Source organism: Burkholderia arboris (assembly GCF_902499125.1).
Taxonomy (GTDB): Bacteria; Pseudomonadota; Gammaproteobacteria; order Burkholderiales; family Burkholderiaceae; genus Burkholderia; species Burkholderia arboris.
Genome location: NZ_CABVPX010000044.1, coordinates 1 through 20,526, shown reverse-complemented (window position 1 = coordinate 20,526; position 20,526 = coordinate 1). Strand labels below are relative to the sequence as shown.

Sequence of the window (20,526 nt, the reverse complement as noted above, 5' to 3'; positions counted from 1 at the left end):
GTTCGTATAGAAACATCGGAGGGTGTTGTATCTACGGTGGAGGTTGAGTATTGTGGTGGCGGTGATGGAGGTCACGTCTCTGTTAGCCTGCTTACAGGGAAAAGTAGGCGGGAATATAAATTTATCGTTGAAAATCGGGCTTATTCTGTAAGCGTGGATTCTGATATTGAATTAAAAGACGATGGTAAGCGTGGCCTCGGAGTGGTAAATGGTGGTGGAAGGGCGGGGGATGGTATGTGGTATTGGGTTTTCGACCAGAAGAAAAAATTGTACCAATACATTGGTGAGGCGCAAAGGCTTTATCGTTCTAAGGCAAAATGCGGTGAAATATTTTCAATCGAAAGTGGCAGTGGGGACGTGCAATCGGTGCGTTATGGCTATCAGGTAAAAAACGATAGATTGATCCTCGTTAGTGCTATGGGCTTCATTCCTGTCGATGACGTATATGAAATATCTTTAATGACCTGCACACCTGACTCCCGTTGTGATGAGGTTGACAGACTAAAAGATGTCTCCCCGGAGAAAGCGCAGAGGTACATGAATGGGACAAAGGATTGCGACCAAGAACGAGGCCCAGGAAACTAACCTGACCTAGTTCTTGAGTTCAGGTTGATCGAACCCAAGCCAACCACGGCCGCCAGCCCATCCTGAAGGCCAGGCCGGCCTCGGATGCCGGAGGCAGCTCCGCCGTGGATAAGCAAGTTTCTCGCAAGCAGAATCGAGCCGCGAGCGCGACGCATTCGAGCAGCAGGACTTCTACGCGCAGACGGGCCTGCTGACCGGTCACGCCGTGCAGCACCAATTCATCGGAAGAATCCGCCCATCCGTCCGAATCCCCGGACGAATATTTTCCGGAAATCCGGAATCCCGGATTTCCTTGCCTGCCGCATTATGAGAAATACAATGAAAACAACGGCTTGAGGGGTTCCGGAAACCTGGCATCGACCTTGCAATATAAAGCGCACGGCCGTCCCCCGGCCCGACTATTAAACCAAGGAGACAATCGATGACCAATGCCTTCCTCCCCTGTCGGATGTCCTGAGGCATCGCTTGTTGCGGCACGGCAGCCGCGCAGGCGAATGGCTCCCCTGACATTTGCCTGCGCGCGTGACGCCGTTTCCACCGGCTCATCTACTTCAGCAGGAACCATCGTGAAGAAGAAACCCTTCTACAAAGTGCTCTATGTGCAAGTGATCTTCGCCATCATCGTCGGCGTGATCCTCGGCCACTACTACCCGGCGCTCGCCACCGACATGAAGCCGCTCGGCGACGGCTTCATCAAGCTGATCAAGATGGTGATCGGTCCGATCATCTTCTGTACGGTCGTCACCGGCATCGCCGGCATGGAGGACATGAAGAAGGTGGGCCGCGTCGGCGGCAAGGCGCTGCTGTACTTCGAGATCGTGTCGACCTTCGCGCTGCTGCTGGGCCTCGCGGCCACGCACATCCTGCGTCCGGGCGTCGGCTTCAACATCGATCCGGCGACGCTCGACGGCAAGGCCGTCGCGTCGTACGCGGCGAAGGCGCACGGGCAGTCGACGGTCGACTTCCTGATGCACATCATCCCGAACACGATGGTCGATGCGTTCGCGCAGGGCGAAATCCTGCAGATCCTGCTGATCGCATTGCTGTTCGGCAGCGTGCTCGCACACCTCGGCGAGCGCGGCAAGGTCGTCACCGATTTCATCGACGGGCTCACGCGCGTGCTGTTCGGCATCGTGCACATCGTCACGAAGCTGGCCCCGATCGGTGCGTTCGGCGCGATGGCGTTCACGATCGGCAAGTACGGCGTCGGCTCGCTGGTGCCGCTGCTCAAGCTGATCGGCACGTTCTACCTGACGTCGGTCGTGTTCGTGCTCGTCGTGCTCGGCGCGATCGCGCGCTTCACGGGTTTCTCGATCATCCGCTTCGTGTCCTACATCAAGGAAGAGCTGCTGATCGTGCTCGGCACGAGCTCGTCGGAAGCCGCGCTGCCGCAACTGATGGAAAAGCTCGAGAAGGCTGGCTGCTCGCGTTCGGTCGTCGGCCTCGTCGTGCCGACCGGCTATTCGTTCAACCTCGACGGCACCAACATCTACATGACGATGGCCGTGCTGTTCATCGCCCAGGCGACCAACATCGAACTGACGTGGATGCAGCAGCTCACGCTGCTGGCCGTCGCGATGCTGACGTCGAAGGGCGCGAGCGGCGTGACGGGCGCGGGCTTCATCACGCTCGCCGCGACGCTGGCCGTCGTGCCGACGATCCCGCTGTCGGGCATGGTGCTGATCCTCGGCATCGACCGCTTCATGAGCGAATGCCGTGCGCTGACCAACATCGTCGGCAACGGCGTCGCGACGGTCGTCGTGTCGGCATGGGAGAAGGAGCTCGACCGCAACAAGCTGCGCCAGGCGCTGAAGGGCGGCGGCGAAGTCACGCCGACCGAGACGGCCGGCGTCTGACGTCATGAAGGAGCAGGCGGCGGCGCCGTCCGCCGGCAGCGCGGCACGCGGCGATCGGCGCGGGGATGCGGAGGCCTATGACACAATAGGCGATCCGCATCGCCAGGAAGCCACGACCGTGACGCGCCGCCTGTTCATCCTCGTCGTGCTAGCCGCCGCGCTCGTCGCGGCGTGCGCGCTGACGTGGACGATCACCTGGCGGCGCGGCGTCGCCGAGCTGCAGCGCAATGCCGCGGTGCGCGTCGACCGCACCACCAACGCGCTCAAGAGCACGCTCGATCGCTACGAATCGCTGCCTTATCTGCTCGGCAGCCATCCGTACGTGCAGGACCTGCTCGCCGAGCCGAAGCGCGGCGATTACACCGCGCGCGTCAACCGCTATCTCGAAGATCTCAACGAACACGCGCACGCGACCGTCACCTATGTGATCGGCGCGGACGGCCTGTGCGTCGCCGCCAGCAACTGGCGCGCGCCCGACAGCTTCGTCGGGATCGAATACCGCTTCCGCCCGTATTTCGTCGATGCGATGAACGGCCAGGTCGGCCGCTTCTTCGGGATCGGCACGATCTCGCGCGACCCCGGCTACTACATCTCGCAGCCCGTGTGGCGCGACGGCAAGATCGCGGGTGTCGTCGTCGTGAAGCTCAACCTCGAATGGTTCCAGGGCGCCGATGCGTCCGAGCCGCTCGTCGTCGCGGACGATCACGGCGTCGTGTTCCTGTCGTCGGTGCCCGCATGGAAGTACCACACGCTGCGTCCGCTCACGGGCCCCGTTGCCGCGTCGATCTACGAGACGCGCCAGTACGCGCAGCAACCGGTCACGCCGCTGCCGCTGCGCATCGAGCAGACGCTCGGCGCCGATGCGGAGATCGTGCGCCTCGGCCCGGGCCGGCGCGCGCCGCGCTTCCTCGCCAGCAAGCGCCGGATCGGCGAGCCCGACTGGCTGCTTGTCACGCTCGCGCCGATCGCGCCCGTCGACACCGATGCGCGCAACGCGACGATCGTCACGGGCTTCGGCTTCGTGTCGGTCGCGCTGCTCGCGTTCTACTGGCGGATGCGCCGCGCGCGCGTGCGCGAAATGATCCGCGGCCGCGCACTGCTGCAGCAGGCGTACGCGGAGTTGAACCGGCGCGTCGAGGAGCGTACGGCCGACCTGTCGGAAGCGAACGAGCAGTTGCAGAAGGAAGTCGGAGACCGGATCCACGCGGAGCAGGAGCTGCGCGCCGCGCACGACGAACTGATCCAGGCGAGCAAACTCGCCGCGCTCGGCCAGATGGCGGCCGGCATCACGCATGAACTGAACCAGCCGCTCGCGGCGCTGCGCAGCTTCTCGGACAACACGCGCGTGTTGCTCGACCGGGGCGAGCAGGCGGCCGCGCGCGAGAACCTCGAGGCGATCGCGGCGCTCACCGAGCGGATGGGCAAGATCACGAACCAGCTGAAGCTGTTCGTCGGCCGCGCGAAGCCGCGCAACGAGCGGGCGCTCGTCGTGCGCGCGCTGCGCAGCGTGCTGTCGCTGCTCGGCGAGCGCCTGGGCGGCGTCGCGCTCACGCTGACGCTGCAGGATGCAACCGTGTCGCCCGCGCACGATGAGCCGCTCGACCTCGCGCGCGACTATCCGGCGCTCGTTGCACGCTGCGAGGATTTGCGCCTCGAACAGGTGCTGATCAACCTGCTCGGCAACGCGCTCGACGCGGTGGCCGGCGTCGCGGCGCCGGCGATCGAAGTGACGATCGCGGTGTCGGCCGCGACGCTCGCGGTCGAAGTGCGCGACAACGGCTCCGGCATTGCGCCCGACCTGCTGCCCCGTCTGTTCGAACCGTTCTTCACGACGAAGGAAATGGGGCGCGGGCTCGGGCTCGGCCTCGCCATCTCGTCGTCGATCGCGAGCGACGCGGGCGGCGCGCTGACCGCGCGCAATGCGCCGTCGGGCGGTGCGCTGTTCGTCTTGACGCTGCGGCGCGCACGCACGCATCATCCGGACTCCGTATCCGAGCCGGCGGGTTCGCCAGGGACTGTTCACGCGGATGGCGGGCTTGCGAACGAGCCTTTCCGCTCGCAGTGCAAGGAGTGAGGGGCGTTGTTTGGCCGAGCCAAACGCCCCGAAGGAAGTCCCCTTGGGGGACAAGCGACGAACGACGCCGCAATGCGGGCGGAAAGGCTCGTTCCGCTGTTTGGAAAGCGTCGTTCGTGGGGCTGTCCGCCAGAAGGGCCGATCGCTGCGTCATACTCCTCGCGAATACGTCGAGTGTTCGCTTCGTCGTATTCCTTGCGCTCGGCCCTTCCGGTGGACAGCGCAAGCCCGTTATTGGCGTGAACCGGCCCCAGACCCGTCGCAGGCCCGGCCGGTGCACGACCGGCATCAACGCAGCCGCGCGCGAGACCGCCGCGCGGCTTGTCAGGAGCAAGTGAGTACGATGGCCAACCGGCTGCAAGTGATCTATATCGAAGACGATGCGCTCGTTCGCCGGGCGAGCGTGCAGAGCCTTCAACTGGCGGGCTTCGACGTCGCCGGCTTCGAGTCGGCCGAGGCGGCCGAGAAGGCGATCGTCGCGGACACCGCCGGCGCGATCGTCAGCGACATCCGGCTGCCCGGCGCGAGCGGGCTCGACGTGCTCGCGCAGTGCCGCGAGCGCGTGCCCGACGTGCCGGTGATTCTCGTCACCGGTCACGGCGACATCTCGATGGCCGTGCAGGCGATGCGCGACGGCGCGTACGATTTCATCGAAAAACCGTTCGCGGCCGAGCGCCTGATCGAGACGGTGCGCCGCGCGCTCGAGCGCCGCGAGCTGGTGCTCGAGAACCACGCGCTGCGGCGCGAGCTGGCCGGGCAGAACGTCGTCGCACCGCGCATCATCGGCCGCAGCCCCGCGATCGAGCAGGTGCGCAAGCTGATCGCGAACGTCGCGCCGACCGATGCGTCGGTGCTGATCAACGGCGACACGGGCGCCGGCAAGGAACTGATCGCGCGCAGCCTGCACGAGCTGTCGCCGCGCCGCGACAAGCCGTTTATCGCGGTGAATTGCGGCGCGCTGCCCGAGCCGATGTTCGAATCGGAAATGTTCGGCTACGAGCCCGGCGCATTCACGGGCGCCGCGAAGCGGCGCGTCGGCAAGCTCGAATACGCGTCCGGCGGCACGCTGTTCCTCGATGAAATCGAAAGCATGCCGCTCGCGCTGCAGGTGAAGCTGCTGCGCGTGCTGCAGGACGGCGTGCTGGAGCGGCTCGGCTCGAATCAGCCGATCCGCGTGAACTGCCGCGTCGTCGCGGCCGCGAAGGGCGACATGAGCGAGCTCGTCGCGGCCGGCACGTTCCGGCGCGACCTGCTGTACCGGCTCAACGTCGTGACGATCGCGCTGCCGCCGCTCGCCGAACGCCGCGAGGACATCGTGCCGCTGTTCGAGCACTTCATGCTCGATGCGGCCGTGCGCTACGGGCGGCCCGCGCCGGTGCTGACCGACCGGCAGCGTGCGAGCCTGATGCAGCGCGACTGGCCCGGCAACGTGCGCGAGCTGCACAACGCGGCCGACCGCTTCGTGCTCGGCGTGGCCGACATGCCGCAGGAAACGGGCGCGGGCGGCGACGACGCGGACAACGACCAGACGCTGAAGGAGCGCATCGAGCAATTCGAGCGCGCGGTGATTGCCGAGGCGCTGAACCAGACGGGTGGCGCGGTCGCCGCGACGGCCGACCGGCTGCATGTCGGCAAGGCGACGCTGTACGAGAAGATGAAACGCTACGGGCTGTCGGCGAAAGGCGAAACCGAGCGCTGAAAAGCAAACGGACCGTAGAACCGGGTTGTCCGGTCGTACGGTCCGTTGGTGCGGGAAGGGCGCGGCGGGCGGCCCTTCGAGCCGGATCTGGCGGCGCTCAGGCCGCGTTGCCGTCGAGCGCCTTCTTGAGCAGTGCGTCGAGTTCCGCGAACTGCGGCGCGCCGACATAGCGCTTCAGGATCTTGCCGTCCTTGTCGACGACGAAGGTCGTCGGCGTGAGCTGCACGTTGCCGAACTGCTTCGCGACGCTGCCGTCGTCGAGCGCGACCTTGAACGGCAGCTGGCGCGTCTGCGCATAGTTCGCGACGTACATCGGCGGATCGTAGTTCATCGCGACTGCGACGAATTCCAGACCCTGACCCTTGAAGCGATTGTAGGTATCGACCATCTGCGGCATTTCCTGCATGCAGGTCGCGCAGCTCGTCGCCCAGAAGTTCACGAGATAGACCTTGCCCTTCAGGTCGCCGGCGGTCGAGACCTTCTGGCCCGACAGCAGCGTGAACGTCGCGTCCGGCACGCTGGACTTGCCGTTGAACGCGAAGAAGCCGGCGACGGCGATGGCCGCGACGACGGCAGCCGCGACGATGTAGCGGACGGGGCCGGCACTGCGGCGGGCGGGAGGCGTGGTGTTCATCTGGTGCTCTCGGAGTCGGTCGATGACGCGGGTCGATGCAAAGGACGTCGAAATTCGGCGCTTATTTTAGCGCGAATGCGGCGCGCGCACCGGCGGCCACCACGCATCCCGGTTTTCAGGTTCGGCGGATAATGCCCGTTTTTGCCTGCCGCGATCCACGCCATGCCGAAGGAAGTCATCGATTCGTTGCGCCCCCTTTTTCGCCCGCTGCGACACTTCGCCGCGCTCGCTTGCGTGAGCGCCACGCTGGTGGCGTGCTCGCCGTCGTTCGACTGGCGCACGTTGCACAACGACGCCGGCTACACGATCGACCTGCCGGCGAAGCCGACCGTCGAGGAGCAGCCGGTGGCGATCGGCGGCACGACGATGCCGATGCGGATGCAGGCCGCGCACGTCGACGGCGCGGTGTTCGCGGTCGGCACGCTGACGCTGCCTGACGACCGCGACGACACACGCCGCGCCGCGCTCGAATTCCTGCGCGCCGGGCTGTCGCGCAACCTCGAAGGCGCGCCGCAGACGGCGTCGGTGCCGGTGCCGCTCGCGGCCGGCGGCGCGGTGAACGGGCTCGAGCTGCGCATCGCCGGGGCGGCCGCCGGCGGCGATCGCGCACGCAAGACGATCGTCGCGCGGCTCGCCGCGCGCGGCCGGCATGCGTACCAGGCCGTCGTGATCGCCGACGGGCCGCTCGCGCAGGAGCAGCTCGACCAGTTTTTCGGCTCGTTCAAACTCGATTGATTACGGCCGGCGACGGCGCTCGGACATACTGTGACAATTGAAAGTTCATTCGCAGCTTTCGACGCTAGTGACCGGATTTTGCGAGGTTTTTTCGGCTATCCACAGCGCATGTGGATAACTTTGTTGAAAAGTTGTCCGGATTTCCCGCTGAGCCATGCCGGACGGCCTTCCGGCCCGTTTGGCCGCTCGCTCGCCGTTTGAGAAAAATCAATGAAAACAACGAGATGCGGATTCCGTCGCGCAAAGGCCGCGGCGAGTCGCGATCCGGGGCCGGATTCGCGAAATTGTGCATAAGTCAAGTCTTGACAGCCGGATTTTGTCCTCCGAGGGCGCTCAGAGCGCCGTGAGCGCGCGCCGGTAGCGGATCGCTTCGGCGATCTGCGCGGCCGTCGGCAGCGGGTCGCCGGCCAGGTCGGCGATCGTCCGCGCCACTTTCAGCACGCGGAAATACGCACGCGCCGACCAGCCGAAACGCTCGCCGGCCTCGCGCAACAACCGCTCGCCTTCGTCGGTCGGCCGGCACAGGTCGTCGGTCTCGCGGCCGCTCAGCATGTGATTCGTCTTGCCCTGCCGGCCGAGCTGCAGCGCGCGCGCCTGCGCGACGCGCGCGGCCACCGCCGCGCTCGGCTCGCCGGGCGCCGTCGTGCGCGACGCGAGTTCGGCCGGCGACAGCGCGGGCAGGTCGATCTGGATGTCGATGCGATCGAGCAGCGGCCCCGACAGCTTGCGCAGATAGCGCGCGGCGACGTCCGGCGAGCAGCGGCAGCGCCCGGACGGATCGCCGTGCCAGCCGCACGGGCACGGATTCATCGCGGCGATCAGCTGGCACGCGGCCGGGAAATCGGCCTGCTGGGCCGCGCGCGAGATCGTGATGCGGCCGGCTTCCAGCGGCTCGCGCAGCATTTCCAGCACGTGCCGGTCGAATTCCGGCAGCTCGTCGAGAAACAGGACGCCGAGGTGCGCGAGCGTGATTTCCCCCGGCTGCGGCGGGTTGCGGCCGCCGACCAGCGCGGCGGCGCTCGACGAGTGATGCGGCGAACGGAACGGCCGCCGGCGCCACTGCGCGGGCGAGAAGCCGAGGCGGCTCGCGGACAGGAGCGCCGCCGAAGTCAACGCCTCGTCGTCGGTCAGGGGCGGCAGGAGGCCAGCCAGCCGCGCGGCCAGCATCGACTTGCCGGCTCCCGGCGGCCCGACCATCAGCATGTGATGACCGCCCGCGGCGGCGACTTCGAGCGCGCGCCGGGCGCCGCGCTGGCCGACCACCTCGGCGAGGTCGGGTGCCGCCGGCGCCGGCAGGCCGTCGAGGCACGGCGCCGCGACCGGCGTGAGCCGCCCGTCCGGCGCATCGGCGAGGTGCGCGCACAGCGCGGGCAGGTCGCGCGCCCCGAACACGGTCACGCCCGGTACGAGCGCGGCCTCGGCAGCACTGTCGAACGGCAGGTATAGCTCGGGCGCGCGTGATGCCGCCGCGGAACCCGGCATCGCGACGGCCTCCGGGCCCGAGCCGAATTCCGATCCGGTTTCCCCTGCGCGCCAGTCCCGCGCGGCGCCGCACGCCATTGCGAACGCGCCGCGCATCGGCCGCAGCGCGCCCGTCAGCGACAGCTCGCCCGCGAATTCGCGGCCGGCCAGCGCGTCGGCCGGAATCTGGCCGTTCGCGGCAAGGATGCCGAGCGCGATCGGCAAATCGAACCGGCCCGATTCCTTCGGCAGGTCGGCCGGCGCGAGGTTGACGGTGATCCGGCGCACCGGGAATTCGAATCCGCAGTTCTGCAGCGCGGCGCGCACGCGCTCGCGGCTTTCGCGGACTTCGAGATCGGGCAGGCCGACGATCGAGAACGAGGGCAGCCCGTTGGCGAGATGGACTTCGACGGTAACGTCCGGCGCGCGGCCGGAGGCGGGTGCGCGACTGCGCACCACGGCAAGCGACATGGCGAGGCTCCTGCATGACAGACGGACGACGGCCGTTCGGGGCCGCATGCCGCGGGAATCGGAGAAATCGGTGCGCGCGTGCCGGCGTGGCGCGGGGAAAGAACGAAGGACTGCGGAACGACGAACTGCGAAGAGCGACGAACTGCGAAGAGCGATGGACGGCGAAGAGCGGGGGGCTGCGAAGAACGACGGACTACGGGGAGCGGCGGAACACCTTCGGGGCGGCGGGCGCGGGCTGCACGAGGCGGCCCGCGCCCGGACCTTGGGCCGGGCGGCGCGTCAGGCTTGCGGCGCGGCGAGCTTCTGCTCGAGTTCCGCGACGCGCTTTTCGAGTTCCTCGAGGCGCACGCGGGTGCGGGCGAGCACTTGGGCCTGCGTGTCGAATTCCTCGCGCGTGACGAGATCGAGCTTCGAGAAGCCTTGCGACAGCATGGCCTTCACGTTGCGCTCGACGTCCTTGGCCGGCGAGTTTTTCAGCAGGTCGCTGACGCGCGACTGCAGATCGTTGAAAACGTCGCTGGGTTGCTTCATGTGATTCCCCTTCCTTGCACAAAAAATGTGCATCTTCAGTTGCGTACGTGCCCATGATGCACGCATGACCGGAAATGGTGCGCCGGGGGCGCGAATTCCGGGCATGGCGCCCGCATGGGTGAATGGCCCGGCAATCCGGGACGTGCGTGCACTCTAGCAACGTTCCTTTCGCCGCGCCAGCAAACCGGGCCACGTTGGCCATTCGGCCGGGCTTCTGCACCTTACATCACGGGATGCGACCCCGTTCCGGAGCCATTCGACACGGGTCTCGGGCCAACATGGCATGCGAGTTGCTGAGAAGAGTCCGTTACAACATTCCAACCAATTCGACGGGACAACCCAGCGAGAGGACTTCATGAAACTCATTACCGCAATCATCAAGCCGTTCAAGCTCGATGAGACGCGCGAGGCGCTGTCGGCGCTTGGCGTCTCGGGCATCACGGTGACGGAGGTGAAAGGGTTCGGGCGCCAGAAAGGGCACACCGAGCTGTACCGCGGCGCCGAATACGTGGTCGATTTCCTGCCGAAGATGAAGATCGAGGCGGCCGTGTCCGACGATCTCGTCGACCAGGCGGTGGAAGCGATCGAGCGGGCCGCGCGCACCGGCAAGATCGGCGACGGCAAGATCTTCGTGACGCAGATTGAGCAGGTGATCCGGATTCGCACCGGGGAGACCGGCGCTGACGCGCTGTAACAGAACAGACAAGACAAGCGACAAGAGGAAACCCAAGATGCGCAAACTTCTGATGTCCCTGCTGATGGCCGGCTCGCTGATCGCGGCCGGCGTCGGCCCCGCGCTCGCCGACGACGCGGCGTCCGCCGCGGCTGCGTCCGCGCCCGCCGCCACCGCTTCCGACGCCTCGGCTGCCGCCGCTCCGGCTGCGTCGGCGCCGTCCGCCACCGCCGCATTCGCCGCACCGGCTTCGGGCGCCGCCGACGCTTCGGCCGCCGCCGCCTCCGCGCCGGCCGCACCGGCTGCGCCGACCGAGCCGTTCTCGGTCGATTCGTCGAAGATCAGCGCGGGCGACACCGCGTGGATGCTGACGTCGACCGCGCTCGTGCTGTTCATGACGATCCCCGGCCTCGCGCTGTTCTACGCGGGCATGGTCCGCAAGAAGAACGTGCTCGCGACGGTGATGCAGAGCTTCGCGATCACCGCGGTGATCACGGTGCTGTGGACGGTGGTCGGCTACAGCCTCGCGTTCACGCCCGGCAACGGCTTCATCGGCGGCCTGTCGCGCGCGTTCCTGCACGGGATGACGTACGTGAAGGGTGACAAGGCGACGACGCTGACGGTCAGCCATCTCGCGACGACGATTCCGGAATCGGTCTACTTCGTCTACCAGATGACGTTCGCGATCATCACGCCGGCCCTGATCTGCGGCGCGTTCGCCGACCGGATGAAGTTCTCGGCGATGCTCGTGTTCATGACGCTCTGGTCGCTGATCGTCTATGTGCCGATCGCGCACATGGTGTGGGAGCCGACCGGCTGGCTGTCGTCGGACGGCGTGCTCGATTTCGCGGGCGGCACCGTCGTGCACATCAACGCCGGTATCGCTGGCCTCGTGTCGTGCCTGATGCTCGGCAAGCGCGTCGGCTTCGGCCGTGAATCGATGGCGCCGCACAACCTCGTGCTGACGATGATCGGCGGCTCGATGCTGTGGGTCGGCTGGTTCGGCTTCAACGCGGGTTCCGCGGTCGCGGCCGACGGCCGCGCCGGTTTCGCGATGCTGACGACGCAAGTCGCGACGGCCTGCGCGGCGCTCGGCTGGATGTTTGCCGAATGGCTCACGCACGGCAAGCCGTCGGTGCTCGGCATCGTGTCGGGCGCGGTCGCGGGTCTCGTCGCGATCACGCCGGCCGCCGGCTTCGTCGGCGTGACGGGCGCACTCGTGATCGGCATCGCTGCCGGCGTCGTGTGCTTCTGGTCGGCGACGTGGCTCAAGTCGAAGCTCGGCTACGACGATTCGCTCGATGCGTTCGGCGTGCACGGCGTGGGCGGGATTCTCGGTGCGCTGCTGACAGGCGTATTCGCGGTCAAGGACATCGGCGGCGCCGACGGCAGCCTGCTGCTGCAGGCGAAGGGCGTGCTGATCACGCTGGTCTACAGCGGCGTGCTGAGCTTCGTGCTGCTGAAACTGATCGACCTGACGATCGGCCTGCGCGTGTCCGAAGAGGAAGAGCGCGAAGGCCTCGACGTGGTCCTGCACGGCGAGCACGTCGAATAAGTCATAAGGATGAACGGCGGGCCGCCGCGCAGACGGCGCCCGTCACGAATGAGCGCAGCGACTTCGGCCCGCCCCACCCGGCGGGCTTTTTTTCTCCTGCCATCCACTGCCGGAGCGCATAACCCTGCGCGCTATCGGGTCAATAGCCGAAATCTTCCTCGAAACCCTTGCGAAGCCGGGAACAATCCCCAAATGGGCAGGGCAATTGCTCTACAATCTTCATTCTCCCGCTCGCGAGTGATTCATGGTTCCCCACCTCGTTACCGCGTTGAACGGTCCGCTGCTCGAACTCGAGCAGAAGATCCTCGACGCGACGCCTGCGATCGAACGCTGGTTCAGGCTCGAATGGCAGGAACACACCCCGCCGTTCTATTGTTCGGTGGACCTGCGCAACGCCGGCTTCAAGCTGGCCCCCGTCGACGCGAACCTGTTTCCCGGCGCATTCAACAATCTGCCGTCCGAAGTGCTGCCGCTTGCCGTGCAGGCCGCGATGGCCGCGATCGAGAAGATCTGCCCGGACGCGAAGAACCTGCTCGTGATTCCCGAGCTGCCGACCCGCAACGCGTTCTACCTCGAAAACGTCGCGCGCCTCGCGACGATCATGCGCCAGGCCGGCCTGAACGTGCGCTTCGGCTCGCTCGACCCGAGCATCACCGACATGACGCCGATCACGCTGGCCGACGGCCAGAAGATCGTGCTCGAACCGCTCGAGCGTTCGCAGCGCCGCCTCGGCCTGAAGAATTTCGATCCGTGCTCGATCCTGCTGAACAACGACCTGTCGGCCGGCATTCCGGCCGTGCTGGAAAACCTGCACGAGCAGTACCTGCTGCCGCCGCTGCACGCGGGCTGGGCCGTGCGCCGCAAGTCGACGCACTTCTCGTGCTACGACGACGTCGCGAAGAAGTTCGCGAAGATGGTCGGCGTCGATCCGTGGATGGTGAATCCCTATTTCGCGCACGTGGAAGGCGTCGACTGGCAGGCGCATGAAGGCGAGCAGGCGCTCGCCGACGCAATCGACGGCGTGCTGAAGAAGATCGCGCGCAAGTATCGCGAATACGGGATCAGCGAGAAGCCGTATGTCGTCGTGAAGGCCGACGCGGGCACCGCAGGGCGCGGCGTGATGACCGTGCACGATGCGGCCGAGATCGGCCGCATGACGAAGGCCGAGCGCGCGCAGATGGCCGAGTCGAAGGCCGGCCTCGCGGTGCGCGACGTGATCGTGCAGGAGGGCGTCTACACGTTCGAGCGCGTCGGCGACGAAGTCGCGGAGCCGGTCGTGTACATGATCGACCGCTACGTGGTCGGCGGTTTCTACCGCACGCACGGCGGCCGCGAGCGCGACCAGAACCTGAACGCGCCCGGCATGCACTACGTGCCGCTCGGCTTCGAGCACACCGCGCTGCCGGATGCCGGCGCGAAGCCGGGTGCCGCGCCGCCGAACCGTTTCTACATGTACGGCGTTGTCGCGCGGCTGTCGCTGATCGCGTCGTCGATCGAACTGGAAAAGACCGATCCCGAAGCCATCCAGGTGTAACGGACCTTCGCTACGTACAGGACCCGCATGGACATTCTCTTTATCGCCGACCCGCTCGAGCGCTTCAAGATCTACAAGGATTCGACCTACGCGATGATGGCCGAGGCCGCGCGCCGCGGGCATGCGGTGTACGCGTGCGAGCCGAACCACCTCGCGTGGACGGGCACCTCGGTCGAGGCCGACGTGCGGCGCATCACGTTCGTCGGCGAGCTGGACGACCTGCATCGCGAGACGTGGTTCGAAGCGGGCCCGGTCGACGCGCGCCGCCTCGAATCGTTCGGCGCGGTGCTGATGCGCAAGGATCCGCCGTTCGACATGGAGTACGTGACGTCGACCTGGCTGCTCGAGCTGGCCGAGCGCGCGGGCGCCCGCGTGTTCAACAAGGCGCAGTCGATCCGCGACCATTCGGAGAAGCTTGCGATCGGCGAGTTTCCGCAGTTCGTCGCGCCGACACTGGTCACGCGCGACGCGAAACGGCTGCGCGCGTTCCACGCCGAGCATGGCGACGTGATCCTGAAGCCGCTCGACGGGATGGGCGGGATGGGCGTGTTCCGCGTGAAGCCGGACGGCATGAACCTCGGTTCGATCGTCGAGATGCTGAGCCACGACGGCACGCGCTCCGTGATGGCGCAGAAGTTCATCCCCGAGATCAAGGCCGGCGACAAGCGTATCCTGCTGATCGGCGGCGAGCCGGTGCCGTATTCGCTCGCGCGGATTCCGCAGGGCAGCGAGGTGCGCGGCAATCTGGCGGCCGGCGGCCTGGGTGTCGCGCAGCCGCTGACGGCCCGCGATCGCGAGATCGCCGACACGCTCGGCCCGGTGCTCGCGTCGCGCGGGCTGCTGCTGGTCGGCCTCGATGCGATCGGCGACTGGCTGACCGAGGTGAACGTCACGAGTCCGACGTGCTTCCGCGAGATCATGGAGCAAACGGGCTTCGACGTCGCCGCGATGTTCATCGACGCGCTGGAGCGTGCGGCCGCCTAGGCCGCATCCCGCGCAACCCCGGCGGCGGCCGCGCAGGTCCCCCGTCGCCGGAGCAGCTTGACCGGCCTGCTACAATGCCCGCTGCCCGGTGCCGTGATCGGCGCACCGAAGGCCCGGCGGTCGGGCCGATACTGTTGCAAGGCTGAACATGAAACGTTTCCCACACTCGCTACGCTCATTGCCCCGCCGCGGGGTATCGGCCCGCCAGGGGCGGCCGGGAGCGATCTGACATGGCCGGGATCCTGATCATCGCGCACGCTCCGCTCGCCACCGCGCTGCGGGACTGCATCGCGCACATCTACGGCGGCGTGCCCGCCCGCATCGGCTGTATCGACGTGATGGCGGACAACGATCCGGCCCAGGTGATGGCGTTCGCGCACGCGGAACTCGCGCGGCTCAAGGAAGAGAACGGCGTGATCGTGCTGACCGACATGTACGGCGCGACGCCCGCGAACATCGCCGGCCAGCTCGCGAAAATCGACAACGTGCGCGTGCTGGCGGGCGTGAACCTGCCGATGCTCGTACGGGCCGTCTGCTACCGCACCGTGCCGCTCGACAAGCTGGTCGACAAGGCGCTGTCCGGCGGCGCGAAGGGCGTCCACGAGGTATCGTCCGGCACGCCGCCGCCGCCGACGGAAACCGGCTGCGGCCAGTGCGCGCCGATTCCGCCCGAACCGCAGCCGCGCACCGAATCGCACTGATTGCCCGTTTTCCGTTTTAGACAGCACCGCCGACGCGCGCCGCCGGCGGCCCCGACCGACCCGACCGAGAATCATGCTTCAACAAGAAACCACCATCGTCAATAAATTGGGGCTCCATGCGCGCGCATCGGCCAAGCTTACGCAACTGGCCGGCAACTTCCAGTCGGAAGTCTGGATGACGCGCAACGGGCGCAAGATCAATGCGAAGAGCATCATGGGCGTGATGATGCTGGCGGCCGGCATCGGCAGCACCGTGACGATCGAGACCGAAGGGGCCGACGAGCAGGAGGCGATGGACGCGCTGCTGAAGCTGATCGCCGACAAGTTCGGCGAAGGACAGTGATCGCCACGCGGGATCGTTGCCGTTTCCAGTCAGAATGCCGCGGATTTCGCGGCATTTTTTTCGTCGGAAGCATTGATGCGGAATGCGCAATGCTGCGGTGCATGCAGTCAGCGGGGAGTCGCGGAATTTATAATCGCTAACCGGGGTCATAAGCGCATCGCAGCAGTGTGCCGCGGCTTTACTTGTACAGAGGAGGTGCGCGTGTCCTTCACGCTGCATGGCATTCCCGTCTCACGTGGTATCGCGATCGGGCGAGCGTATCTGATCGCGCCGGCGGCGCTCGACGTCGCCCATTACCTGGTCGAGGCCAACCAGATCGACGCCGAGGTCGAGCGATTCCGCACGGCGCTCGACGTCGTGCATCACGAACTCGAAGCGCTGCGCGCCGACCTGACCGACGACACCCCGAGCGAAGTCGGCGCATTCATCGACGTTCACGCGATGATCCTGAGCGACGAAATGCTCGTCCAGGAAACCATCGATCTGATCCGCGCGCGCCGCTACAACGTCGAATGGGCGCTGACCGAGCAGCTCGAACTGCTCACGCGCCACTTCGACGACATCGAGGACGAATACCTGCGCGAGCGCAAGGCCGACATCGAGCAGGTGGTCGAGCGCGTGCTGAAGGCGCTCGCCGGCGCGCCGTCCGCGTCGCAGGCACTCGACCGCGCGGCCAAGAACGGCACGAACGAGATGATCGTCGTCGCGCACGACATCGCGCCGGCCGACATGATGCAGTTCAAGACGCAGTCGTTCCAGGCGTTCGTCACCGATCTCGGCGGGCGCACGTCGCACACGGCGATCGTCGCGCGCAGCCTCGGCATTCCGGCCGCGGTCGGCGTGCAGCACGCGAGCGCGCTGATCCGTCAGGACGATCTGATCATCGTCGACGGCGACCAGGGCATCGTGATCGTCGATCCCGCGCCGATCGTCCTCGAGGAATATTCGTACCGCCAGTCCGAGAAGCAGCTGGAGCAACGCAAGCTGCAGCGTCTCAAGTTCTCGCCGACGCAAACGTTGTGCGGCACCAAGATCGAGCTGTACGCGAACATCGAGCTGCCCGACGACGCGAAGGCGGCCGTCGAGGCCGGCGCGGTCGGCGTCGGCCTGTTCCGCTCCGAGTTCCTGTTCATGCATCAGAAGGAGATGCCGGAAGAGGAGGAGCAGTTCGCCGCGTACAAGCGTGCCGTCGAGTGGATGAAGGGCATGCCGGTGACGATCCGCACGATCGACGTCGGCGCGGACAAGCCGCTCGAGGCGCTCGACGAAGGCTATGAAACGGCGCCGAACCCGGCGCTCGGCCTGCGTGCGATCCGCTGGAGCCTGTCCGAGCCGCAGATGTTCCTCACGCAGCTGCGCGCGATCCTGCGCGCGTCCGCGTTCGGCCAGGTGAAGATCCTGATCCCGATGCTCGCGCACGCGCAGGAGATCGACCAGACGCTCGACCTGATCCGCGAGGCGAAGCGCCAGCTCGACGACGCGGGGCTCGCCTACGATCCGAACGTGCGCATCGGCGCGATGATCGAGATTCCGGCCGCCGCGATCGCGCTGCCGCTGTTCCTGAAGCGGTTCGATTTCCTGTCGATCGGCACGAACGACCTGATCCAGTACACGCTCGCGATCGACCGCGCCGACAACGCGGTCGCGCACCTGTACGACCCGCTGCATCCGGCCGTGCTGCACCTGATTGCCTATACGCTGCGCGAAGCGAAACGCGCGGGCGTGTCGGTGTCGGTGTGCGGGGAGATGGCCGGCGATCCGGCGCTCACGCGTCTGTTGCTCGGGATGGGGCTCACCGAGTTCTCGATGCACCCGAGCCAGCTGCTCGTCGTGAAGCAGGAGATCCTGCGCGCGCATCTGAAGGCGCTCGAGAAGCCGACGGCCGACGTGCTGGCCGCGTTCGAGCCCGAAGAGGTGCAGGCGGCGCTGCAGCGGTTGTCGGTCGCCGAGCCGCGTGCGGATGCGGCTGCGTAGGCGTTCAAGCCGCCGCTAACTGTAGTGAAGTGTCACGCATGCGCCGCCCGGCGCATGCCCGCCGCGCGTCAGTGCCGGCCCCCGCACACGGGGCAGTCGGCCTGGCGCGCGATTTTCATCGTGGTCCATTCCATCCGCAGCGAATCGAGCATCATCAGCCGCCCGTTGAGCGTCTTGCCGATGCCGCCGATCACGCGCAGCGCTTCGGCCGCCTGCATCGCGCCGATGATGCCGACCGTCGGGGCGAACACGCCCATCGTCGCGCATGCGACTTCCTCGAACGGCTGGTCTTCCGGGAACACGCACGCATAGCAGGGCGCGGCCGGATCGCGGAAGTCGAACGTGCTGATCTGGCCGTCGAAACGCAGCGCGGCGCCCGACACGAGCGGCACGCCGTGCGCGACGCACGCGCGGTTGATCGCGTGGCGCGTCGCGAAGTTGTCGGTGCAGTCGAGCACGACGGTCGCGCGCGGCACGTGCGCATCGAGCCAGGCATCGTCGACGCGCTCCGCGACCGCATGCACCGTCACGCCGGGATTCAGTTGCGCGAGCGCGTCGCGCCCCGATTCGACCTTGCTGCGGCCGACCGATGCCGTCACGTGCAGGATTTGCCGCTGCAGGTTCGTGAGGTCGACCGTGTCGGCATCGACGAGCGTGATCGTGCCGACGCCCGAGGCCGCGAGGTACATCGCGGCGGGCGAGCCGAGGCCGCCCGCGCCGACGACGATCGCATGCGCATCGAGAAAGCGCTGCTGCGCCTCGATGCCGATTTCGTCGACGAGGATGTGTCGGGAGTAGCGCAGGAGTTGATCGTCGTTCATGGGGAGTCGTGGGCGAGGCGGGCGGACGTGTCGTTATTTTAGGCGCGCATGAAAAACGGGCCATCGCGGTCTTCCCGCGATGGCCCGTCGGATGCCGGCCGGCGCTTACTTCGGCGCCGACGCGGGCTTCGGTGCGGACGCCGGCTTTGCGCTTGCGGCCGATGCCTTCGAGGCCGCAGCGGCCTTGCCGGCCGGGCTCTTCGTCGTGCTCTCGGCGAGCAGCGACTTCGATTCCTGGACCGGCTTGCCTTCGAGCTTGTTGAGCGCCTGCTGCATCATGAAGTCGTCGGTGCTGCCGAACTCGATCGGCTTGCGATCACGATCCTTCTGGCGCTGCTCCGGCGTCTTCTTGTCGTTCTGCTCTTCGAGGACGCGCAGCTGATCCATCCGGCGCTGCTCGCGCTCTTCCTGTTCCTTCTTCTCGTTCGGGTCCTGCGTGTTCGCGAGGTGGTTCGTGTAGTCGACCTCACGCGTCACGAGCACGTCGTCCGGATCGCCGTCTGCGTACTGATCGACCGGCACGTCCGGCGTGATGCCCTTGTTCTGGATCGAACGGCCGCTCGGCGTGTAGTAGTACGCGGTGGTCAGGCGCAGCGCGGTGTCGGCCGTCATCGGGCGGACCGTCTGCACCGAACCCTTGCCGAACGTCGTCTTGCCCATGATCTGCGCGCGCTTCGAATCCTGCAGCGCACCGGCGACGATTTCGGACGCGGACGCCGAATAGGCGTTCGTCAGCACGATCATCGGCACGGTCTTGAACACCGGCGGCAGGTTCTTCAGCGGATCGCCGTCGAAAGAAGGCAGGCGATAGTTGTCGTACGTATCGCGGTAGACCTGCTTCGAATCGGGGATCTGGCCGTTGGTCGACACGACGACCGAGTCGGGCGGCAGGAACGCGCCGGCCACGCCGACCGCGCTCTGCAGCAGGCCGCCGCCGTTGTTGCGCAGGTCGAGGACGAGGCCCTTCAGGTTCGGCTGCTGGCGCGCGATGTCCTGCAGCTTCGCCGCGAGGTCAGGCGTCGTGCGCTCCTGGAAGCTCGTGATGCGGACATACGCGTAGCCCGGATCGAGGATCTTCATCTTCACGCTCTGGACCTTGATGATCGCGCGCGTGACCGTGACCGGGAACGTGCGGTCGTCGCTCTTGCGGAAGATCGTCAGCGTGACCTTGGTGCCCGGCTCGCCGCGCATCTGCTTGACGGCCTTGTCGAGCGTCATGCCGCGCACCGGCTTGTCGTTGATGCGGGTGATCAGGTCGCCCGGACGGATGCCGGCGCGGAACGCGGGGGTATCTTCGATCGGCGAGATCACCTTGACGAGGCCGTCTTCCTGCGAGATCTCGATGCCGAGACCCGCGAAGCGGCCCTTCGTCTGCTCCTGCAGCTCGTCATAGTCGGTCTTGTCGAGGAACGACGAGTGCGGGTCGAGGCTCGACACCATGCCCTTGATCGCCGCCGTCAGCAGCTTCTTGTCGTCGACCGGTTCGACGTACTCGCGCTTGATCTGGCCGAAGACTTCCGCGAACAGGCGGAGCTGGTCGAGGGGAAGCGGCGCCGTGGCGGTCTGCTCGGCCGATGCGGAAACCTGCAGCGTGGCGAATACGCCCGTGGCGAGGCCCGCGGCAATCAGGCCGATGTTCTTCAATTTCATTCGCATAGAGATCTGGTGCGGTCGGGAAGCGCGTGGCGGTAGCGGGGATGTAGCGGACAAGTATAACTGTTCGTCCGATCACTCAGTGGAACGGCGCGAAAAGCGTCGAACAGGGCCCGGAGCCGGCCCGGCAAGGCACCGCCGGCCGCACTGCGGGTTCGAAAGCGGATTCGACAGCAGCGGGGCCGCGAAGGTTCGCGCGGGGGGCGGGCCGCGGCCGGGCACGCCGCGCCGGACGCGGCGCG

The 20,526-nt window shown here is 66.7% G+C and carries 17 protein-coding genes; 12 read left to right on the top strand and 5 right to left on the bottom strand.

Annotated elements, in window-relative coordinates:
* Positions 1 to 36 precede the first annotated feature (36 nt).
* From BLA15945_RS34415 to BLA15945_RS34400, 4 genes are all read left to right on the top strand, one after another.
* Positions 37 to 585 carry a hypothetical protein gene (locus tag BLA15945_RS34415; RefSeq protein WP_174994452.1) on the top strand — a complete coding sequence of 183 codons (549 nt, stop codon included), beginning with the start codon at positions 37 to 39 and terminating at the stop codon, positions 583 to 585.
* Positions 586 to 1,151: 566 nt separating this feature from the next.
* Positions 1,152 to 2,441, top strand: a complete 1,290-nt coding sequence (locus BLA15945_RS34410; protein WP_059233107.1) for a dicarboxylate/amino acid:cation symporter — start codon at positions 1,152 to 1,154, stop codon at positions 2,439 to 2,441.
* A 4-nt stretch (positions 2,442 to 2,445) separates the two neighbouring features.
* Positions 2,446 to 4,515, top strand: coding sequence for a sensor histidine kinase (locus BLA15945_RS34405; RefSeq protein ID WP_233464359.1), 2,070 nt, complete (start codon positions 2,446 to 2,448; stop codon positions 4,513 to 4,515).
* Positions 4,516 to 4,858: 343 nt separating this feature from the next.
* Positions 4,859 to 6,214: a sigma-54-dependent transcriptional regulator gene (locus BLA15945_RS34400; RefSeq protein ID WP_059233108.1), complete on the top strand. Its 1,356-nt coding sequence runs from the start codon at positions 4,859 to 4,861 to the stop codon at positions 6,212 to 6,214.
* 97 nt (positions 6,215 to 6,311) lie between these two features.
* On the opposite strand, the gene BLA15945_RS34395 is transcribed toward BLA15945_RS34400, so the two are convergent.
* Entirely contained in the window at positions 6,312 to 6,848 is a 537-nt protein-coding gene (locus BLA15945_RS34395) for a peroxiredoxin family protein (RefSeq protein ID WP_174994451.1), read from the bottom strand.
* A 162-nt stretch (positions 6,849 to 7,010) separates the two neighbouring features.
* Between BLA15945_RS34395 and BLA15945_RS34390 the strand changes: the two genes are divergently transcribed.
* Positions 7,011 to 7,583 carry a hypothetical protein gene (locus BLA15945_RS34390; RefSeq protein WP_059233110.1) on the top strand — a complete coding sequence of 191 codons (573 nt, stop codon included), beginning with the start codon at positions 7,011 to 7,013 and terminating at the stop codon, positions 7,581 to 7,583.
* 333 nt (positions 7,584 to 7,916) lie between these two features.
* Here BLA15945_RS34390 and BLA15945_RS34385 read toward each other — a convergent pair whose 3' ends face one another.
* Complete coding sequence (locus BLA15945_RS34385) at positions 7,917 to 9,515, bottom strand: YifB family Mg chelatase-like AAA ATPase (RefSeq protein ID WP_174994450.1); 1,599 nt, start codon at positions 9,513 to 9,515, stop codon at positions 7,917 to 7,919.
* Positions 9,516 to 9,794: 279 nt separating this feature from the next.
* Positions 9,795 to 10,046 (bottom strand): accessory factor UbiK family protein, encoded by a 252-nt coding sequence (locus BLA15945_RS34380; protein ID WP_006489451.1) that lies wholly within the window; start codon positions 10,044 to 10,046, stop codon positions 9,795 to 9,797.
* A gap of 355 nt (positions 10,047 to 10,401) precedes the next feature.
* Here BLA15945_RS34380 and BLA15945_RS34375 point away from each other — a divergent pair, with 355 nt between their 5' ends.
* The 7 genes from BLA15945_RS34375 (at position 10,402) to ptsP (ending at position 17,810) form a co-directional block, all read left to right on the top strand.
* Complete coding sequence (locus BLA15945_RS34375; RefSeq protein WP_038711752.1) at positions 10,402 to 10,740, top strand: P-II family nitrogen regulator; 339 nt, start codon at positions 10,402 to 10,404, stop codon at positions 10,738 to 10,740.
* 37 nt (positions 10,741 to 10,777) lie between these two features.
* Positions 10,778 to 12,274 carry an ammonium transporter gene (locus BLA15945_RS34370; protein ID WP_174994449.1) on the top strand — a complete coding sequence of 499 codons (1,497 nt, stop codon included), beginning with the start codon at positions 10,778 to 10,780 and terminating at the stop codon, positions 12,272 to 12,274.
* Positions 12,275 to 12,518: 244 nt separating this feature from the next.
* Positions 12,519 to 13,808, top strand: a complete 1,290-nt coding sequence (gene gshA, locus BLA15945_RS34365; protein ID WP_006477713.1) for a glutamate--cysteine ligase — start codon at positions 12,519 to 12,521, stop codon at positions 13,806 to 13,808.
* 27 nt (positions 13,809 to 13,835) lie between these two features.
* On the top strand, positions 13,836 to 14,792 hold the full coding sequence (gene gshB, locus BLA15945_RS34360; RefSeq protein ID WP_059233113.1) for a glutathione synthase: 957 nt from the start codon (positions 13,836 to 13,838) through the stop codon (positions 14,790 to 14,792).
* A gap of 230 nt (positions 14,793 to 15,022) precedes the next feature.
* A complete protein-coding gene (locus BLA15945_RS34355) occupies positions 15,023 to 15,493 on the top strand; it encodes a PTS sugar transporter subunit IIA (protein ID WP_059233114.1) in 471 nt (156 codons plus the stop codon).
* 73 nt (positions 15,494 to 15,566) lie between these two features.
* On the top strand, positions 15,567 to 15,836 hold the full coding sequence (locus tag BLA15945_RS34350; protein WP_059233115.1) for an HPr family phosphocarrier protein: 270 nt from the start codon (positions 15,567 to 15,569) through the stop codon (positions 15,834 to 15,836).
* A gap of 201 nt (positions 15,837 to 16,037) precedes the next feature.
* A complete protein-coding gene (gene ptsP / locus BLA15945_RS34345; protein WP_059236597.1) occupies positions 16,038 to 17,810 on the top strand; it encodes a phosphoenolpyruvate--protein phosphotransferase in 1,773 nt (590 codons plus the stop codon).
* A gap of 68 nt (positions 17,811 to 17,878) precedes the next feature.
* Here ptsP and BLA15945_RS34340 read toward each other — a convergent pair whose 3' ends face one another.
* Positions 17,879 to 18,631: a HesA/MoeB/ThiF family protein gene (locus tag BLA15945_RS34340; RefSeq protein WP_059233116.1), complete on the bottom strand. Its 753-nt coding sequence runs from the start codon at positions 18,629 to 18,631 to the stop codon at positions 17,879 to 17,881.
* 105 nt (positions 18,632 to 18,736) lie between these two features.
* A complete protein-coding gene (locus BLA15945_RS34335) occupies positions 18,737 to 20,287 on the bottom strand; it encodes a S41 family peptidase (RefSeq protein ID WP_059233117.1) in 1,551 nt (516 codons plus the stop codon).
* Between the last annotated feature and the right edge of the window lie 239 nt (positions 20,288 to 20,526).